We start from the raw sequence: 5113 nt of genomic DNA, 5'->3' as shown, positions 1-5113 counted from the left end.
ATGTAGCTTAGCATATATTGGATCTGGGGAGTGCTCCACTGTTCTCTCCATGTTCCTTGTAACTTGTTCACCATATCAGTTCATTATAAAAATCTTAGATTTTTGTCTTGACAACTGAGCCACTATATATTGACCACAAAGAGGGAATATATTTTTCCATTTGTCATGAAAAGACAGAAGAAAAAGACTATGAATATATAGATGCCCAGAACCTGGCAAATATTCTATATTTTATCTATTCGCTTAAAAATGCTGGTTTTGATATTATGGTTGGATATACCTTTTTAAATTCCATATTATTCGCCATGCTTGACTGTGAGTATGTGGCAAGCGGCTGGTTCAATAATATCCGAAAATTCAGCAGAGACCGTTTTGAGGAAATCGAAAGCACAGGACGAAGGAAGAAACGATACGCCAGTCTTCCACTTCTCACTTATATTACTTTCGATAACCTTAATATAATTAGCGAAACGATTGATATCGAAGAATTACTTTCAGATTGTGACATTGACGAATACATGGTTGAAGACCAAGATACTATATCTTTCGTAGATCTCGAACAGCAATACTGGCAAGCTCTTTCCATCTTCATCGACAAGGTAAATCTCTGCCATAGCTTACCACAAAAAATATCATTTGTATTATCCGAGATCGCTTATGCCAAAGAATTGTACAATGAGATTCTCGATTCACTATCTGATGACCGAGAGACTTATAATCGAATCAAAGCAGGATCCAAACATCTAGACTCCTGGATCATGGCCATTGAGACCTTCAAAAAACGAATCTCCTTAATCTAAGAAGAAGCCGCTACGATGCGGCTTCTTCATTATAAGCTTCACTTGATATCACAAGATTCATCAGACGAATATATGGCTTCATAGATTCATTCTTTCGTGGTCTGATATACACCTTTACCTTCTCCTGTGAGACTCCGATCAATCCCAGGTTAAAGGAAACTAACGTCTCACCATGCTTCTTTGCAATGTTCTCAGCAACATCCATCGGAAAAACCATATAACTATAATCTACATACTCTTTATTCATTCTCGCCTGGTACAGCGCTTTGCTATAGTCTGTCAGTTTTGCTTCGTATCCTGTAATAATAACCTTCGGAAATACAAAATTAACATTCCTACGATAATTATTACCCTCCCGAATGACCAGCTTCTCCCTTATCATCTCCGACATTGCTTTATGAAAAGTAGATTCACTCACACCCAGACCGACAAATAACTTCTCCTTTGACAGCAATCTCTTATTCTTAAGACGCATAAATATCTTAGCACAAGACGGTTTACTAAGAACTTGACACTGTTCCTTCGAAAATGGCAATGCGGTGTTATTTATCTCAACTAAATCAATATTACCCCAGCGGATCTTCATCTCATCAATCAGTAAGGTGCTCCTTCTAGATGCGTGTATTTTCCGAAATGTATCCACAAGGTCCTTTTCATAGCGGAATATCTTATTCATGGGAACACCTCCTTCTATGTGTCCTTAGTTACCTCTACTATAAATCATTCTTCTCTCTATTAATCCTAATAGTCCAGTAATACTCTTTATAATATATGACATCCCTACACATATAGCAAACATGAAAATGTAAATAAGCGGTGGATATACCATACGATATACTAAATTGTTAAAAATATACGCATAAAAGAACATATGTATTAGCCAGATATTCAAAGAATGCTCTCCCATAAACACAAAAAACCGGGATATCTTTCCATTCAATGTATCTAATCCAACCGCCGCACAACCTACCGTAACCATCGCAAATATTGGTGCTAGAATTAACGATTCTTCTATTGCGTGGACAGCGATGCAGCCTACGAGAATTATAACAACCCCTACTCTCCTTTGTGTGACTGTACATTTTTCCGCTAAACTGCGCAAAATAGTAATAACCTTGAGTCGGTAACACAACATTCCTATAATATATGGCAATAGAGAAGTTCCGAATAATGCAACCTTTGAAATCATCCATATACCTACAGCATTATTACATGTAATATTTAATTTCTCAAATCGAATCATATATGCTACTAAATAGAAAAAACCTGCACCAAAAATAATTAACAATGGATTCCATTTCTTACATATATGATACAATACTCCTGATTTATCGCAACCATCCAACCTGTCCATAATTAATCTCCCAATCGATGCGTTTTCGATTTTTATTATACCTAAACGTCTTTTTTATAACACATATTTTTCTTTTTATATTTTTCCGTGTCAAAACACTTCATAAGAATTCTTTTTATCCGATAATACAGAACAAGCTCTGGTTTCCCTAATATATAATAATCATAATGCTTTAGAAAGTTGAGAATTCTCTCTTCCTGAGCAAGATGTAAAACCTCTCTATATTGCTTTTCGAATACTTCACCTCTGTCCACATCAAATATTTCTCGTTTTTCACGACATGCTATAAGCGTCCATTGCCCGGAGTCCAAAAAAAACAATAAAGCTTTATGATATATCTCTTTCAAATTCTTCTCCTTATAAAAAAGAATTCTCTTCCACTGTGCATCGTACTCATCAAAATATTTTTGTAATGTTAAATTTTTAGTAATTCCACCATCATTCACATAATAGTAATATAATACTATTTCCATTGTAGAGACTCTCTCGGCCTTATAATATAAAAGATACGTTGTGAACTCATCCTCGAATAGCCGTCCTTCTGGAAAACGGACGTCCACAAATAGCGAACGCTGAATCAATTTTCCACATGCAGATACATAACGAGAAGCATTGTTTTTGTCATATAATTTTCCTAACACATGTACACCTGAGTATGTATTTACAACATCTTCTTTAATCGTCTCAAACCGAACTTCTTTATCATCACAAAATCTACAAAAATTTCCTATCGAAATCTGAGCATTACTATCTTTCAAAATAGAGTACAAAATTTCCAATGTTTCTGGATGAATCACGTCATCCCCATCAACAAAAAAAAGATATTCGCCTTTTGCTGCATCTATTCCCGCATTTCTTGCAGAAGATAACCCGCCATTTTCTTTGTGAATCACAGAAATGCGTTCATCACTCTTTGCATATTCATCACATATATAAGCACTATTATCTGGGCTTCCATCCTCCACTAGAATCAATTCATAATTAACAAATGTCTGATTTAATATACTATCTATACAGCGGCAGATATATCTTTCTACATTATAAACTGGCACAATTATACTTACAGGAATCATTTACTTCATCCCCTTTATAAAATTCTTCCATTTTTCATACTTCTCTTTTCCCAATAGTTGCATAGCTAACCTATTCGGCAAATGGAGCCAAAAATCTCGTCTTTCATTCTCCTTTCGAATCTTCTTTCTTTTTTCCTGTTCTTTTTTTTGATTTTCGTCCATCCAACTAGATGAAAACCAATGAATTGATATTGTCTTCAGTGAATGTCGATATTTTCCAGTATTATAATCAATAGGACACATATAAATTGACGGTAAAATTTTTATTCCATTCTCTAAAATCTGTATTTTATCATTTTGCTGCAATCCATGTTTTAAAAATACTTTTGTGTTTCGACTTGGACAAGTCTCCGCATCATAGGAACCATCCTCTAAAATAAACGGAATCTCTTTATAATCATCCATCAATTCTTTCAAAATCTTACATTCCCTTACTGCCCCAAACCCAAGTCCTGTATTAATATGTAGCCCATCCTCAAAACAAAAAAAAGCTACATTCTTTAACAATTTATCCAGATTCTTCTTTAATTCAACATCCGTATCCAAATATATGCCACCATTTTCATATACTATTTTTAACCGTGCATAATCCGTCACAAAGGCCCATTTTTTTTCTTCGTAAGCCTGTCTAACATATAATGGACATTTATCAATATCAAAATTTTCTTCATTCCATTCTATTATTTCATATGTTGGACAAAATTTCTTCCAACTGGCAATACACTTCAACATACTCTGCGGTTTAGGATTATTTCCAAACCAACAATAATGTATACATTTAGGGATACTCATACTTCGCTCTCCGTTAACTAAAAATTCTATAGTAATTCCCACCGTTCCAATATATAACAATATGCTTTATAACTTCTTTTTTTCAATGCTTGATCTAACATTTTAAATTTATTAGATCCCTTTATATATGTATCTTTCCAATGCCCATTTAACATGTCCGCTGTTAAAATAAATAAAGACTCTTGCAATTCTTCTGAAAGGTATCTTGTACGAAGATAATTTATATAACATTGCTTAAGATATTCTTTATAAGTATACTTGTCTAAAGAATAACCTCTTTTTACACTTTCTTCTAAACAATATTTTGTAATCCAAAAAGTATCGATACATTTTACATCATGCGTACTACTAATGCTTCCACTTCTTATACGATATCCATATATTATTTCCGGCACGACATAAACATTTTTACAATTATAATAAAGCAATTTAGATATAACTGTATCTTCATACAAAAAATTTTCAGGAAAACAAAATTCATCAACTAATTCCGCACGAAAAATTTTCATACAAGCAAAACCTGGAATTTCAAATGGTTCCTTTTTTAACACACAATCAGACATAGAAATTTTATTCAACACCTGTTTCTCAGAGAATTCTTCATATCCACCTGCAACCATATCTGCATTCTTATTTTTTGCAACGTTCATTAAACTCTCAATCGCATCTGGTAATAATTTATCATCCGAATCTAAAAACATGATATATCGACCATTAATTTCTTTGAGCGCACTGTTTCTGGCACTTGATAGTCCAGAATTTTGTTGGTGAATTATTTTAATATTTTCCCTATCACTATACGTTTGTAAAATTTTACTAGAATTATCAGTTGATCCATCATTTACTATTGTTATGCCAAAAGAATATCTGGTTGCTTGAGTTAAAACAGATTCAATACATTCTTCAAGATATTGCTCCGTATTATATACTGGAATTATGATTTCGAGATCATACTTTACTTTTATTTCATTCTTTTGAGTAAATTTAGGACAATCCTTATTTCTTTCACTTTCTATTTTTACTATTGCTTCTTCATAATTCATTTTAGAACTAATATTTGATTTCATAAAATATTGTAATTTACGATATACGTC

Annotated in this window: 6 protein-coding genes; 1 reads left to right on the top strand and 5 read right to left on the bottom strand. The window is 33.2% G+C overall.

Annotated elements, in window-relative coordinates:
• Nucleotides 1-107 precede the first annotated feature (107 nt).
• Nucleotides 108-800 (top strand): hypothetical protein, encoded by a 693-nt coding sequence (locus JQM81_RS13195; RefSeq protein ID WP_235234259.1) that lies wholly within the window; start codon nucleotides 108-110, stop codon nucleotides 798-800.
• Nucleotides 801-810: 10 nt separating this feature from the next.
• Here the strand turns inward: JQM81_RS13195 and JQM81_RS13190 are convergent, their stop codons facing one another.
• From JQM81_RS13190 to JQM81_RS13170, 5 genes are all read right to left on the bottom strand, one after another.
• Complete coding sequence (locus JQM81_RS13190; RefSeq protein WP_235234258.1) at nucleotides 811-1476, bottom strand: hypothetical protein; 666 nt, start codon at nucleotides 1474-1476, stop codon at nucleotides 811-813.
• A 24-nt stretch (nucleotides 1477-1500) separates the two neighbouring features.
• A complete protein-coding gene (locus JQM81_RS13185) occupies nucleotides 1501-2154 on the bottom strand; it encodes a hypothetical protein (RefSeq protein WP_235234257.1) in 654 nt (217 codons plus the stop codon).
• 41 nt (nucleotides 2155-2195) lie between these two features.
• On the bottom strand, nucleotides 2196-3227 hold the full coding sequence (locus JQM81_RS13180) for a glycosyltransferase family 2 protein (protein WP_235234256.1): 1032 nt from the start codon (nucleotides 3225-3227) through the stop codon (nucleotides 2196-2198).
• Nucleotides 3228-4079, bottom strand: coding sequence for a glycosyltransferase family 32 protein (locus tag JQM81_RS13175; protein WP_235234254.1), 852 nt, complete (start codon nucleotides 4077-4079; stop codon nucleotides 3228-3230). It lies immediately after the preceding gene.
• The coding region (locus JQM81_RS13170) for a glycosyltransferase family 2 protein (RefSeq protein ID WP_235234253.1) at nucleotides 4046-5113 on the bottom strand (1068 nt) is incomplete at its 5' end. The genes JQM81_RS13175 and JQM81_RS13170, both read right to left, overlap by 34 nt.

Source organism: Faecalicatena contorta, assembly GCF_021531895.1.
In the GTDB taxonomy this organism is placed as follows: Bacteria; Bacillota; Clostridia; order Lachnospirales; family Lachnospiraceae; genus JAFBIX01.
Note: the sequence above shows the minus strand (reverse complement) of the source record. Positions and strands in the feature narration are given on the sequence as shown.

Excerpts from the sequence above, each read along its gene's own strand:
- JQM81_RS13190 (WP_235234258.1), bottom strand. The coding sequence starts at position 1,476 with ATGAATAAGATATTCCGCTATGAAAAGGACCTTGTGGATACATTTCGG.
- JQM81_RS13185 (WP_235234257.1), bottom strand. The coding sequence starts at position 2,154 with ATGGACAGGTTGGATGGTTGCGATAAATCAGGAGTATTGTATCATATA.
- JQM81_RS13180 (WP_235234256.1), bottom strand. The coding sequence starts at position 3,227 with ATGATTCCTGTAAGTATAATTGTGCCAGTTTATAATGTAGAAAGATAT.